The following is an 874-nucleotide window of genomic DNA, read 5'->3' on the forward strand; positions in this document are numbered from 1 at the left end:
TCGCCGACCATCATGGCGATGCACCGAAGCTGGAGCCGGCAGAATATAACGCCAAAGCCGGCGGCGGCAGCAGGCGCCCGGTCATGTACCGATTTCGATATGAAGAGCGGGTAAGGGTGGCCTCTGTGGCCATGAAGGATTATACCTTTAAGAATCCCGCCTATGCTTTGATGCATCAGCATGCTTCCGGCGACCTGAAGCACCGGGAAGATTACCAGCACTACGATTACCCCGGCCGCTTCAAGGCCGATGCCAGTGGCCAGCCGTTTACCGAAGCCAGACTGCAATCCCTCCGCAATGATGCCAGTACCGCATCCGGTGAGAGCAATCGCCCGGACTTCAGCGCCGGCGCCAAGGTTGAGCTGAAGGAGCACGACAGCGACGCCCTGAATCGGGAATGGCTGCTGACCGCAGTCACTCACACCGGCACCCAGCCCCAGGCCCTGGAAGAGGAGGGCGGCAGCGAACCCACCACCTATCACAACCGGTTCAATGCCATACCTGCAGACCTGACCTGGTGCCCGCAGACGCCACACCGCCCCCTGATGGACGGCCCACAAATCGCGATTGTCACCGGCCAGGAAGGCGAGGAGATTCACTGCGATGAACATGGGCGGGTAAAAGTCCGGTTCCCGTGGGATCGCTACTCGAAAAATAACGAACACAGCAGCGCCTGGCTCCGAGTCAGTCAGGGCTGGGCCGGCGGCCAGTATGGCTTCATGGCCTTGCCACGAATCGGCCACGAAGTAATTGTCTCCTTCCTGGACGGCGACCCGGACCAGCCCATCATCACCGGGCGAACCCATCACATCACCAACACGCCACCCTATGGGCTGCCGGAACACAAAACCCGCACCACCCTGAAAACCAAGAC

The 874-nt window shown here is 60.6% G+C and carries 1 protein-coding gene; it reads left to right on the forward strand.

The window, feature by feature from the left end:
- Positions 1–874, forward strand: an 874-nt coding sequence (gene tssI, locus B2W52_RS19975; RefSeq protein ID WP_286803960.1) for a type VI secretion system tip protein TssI/VgrG, incomplete at both ends; no start/stop codon positions are given.

Source organism: Marinobacter sp. UBA2498 (genome assembly GCF_002341575.1).
Classification (GTDB): domain Bacteria; phylum Pseudomonadota; class Gammaproteobacteria; order Pseudomonadales; family Oleiphilaceae; genus Marinobacter; species Marinobacter manganoxydans.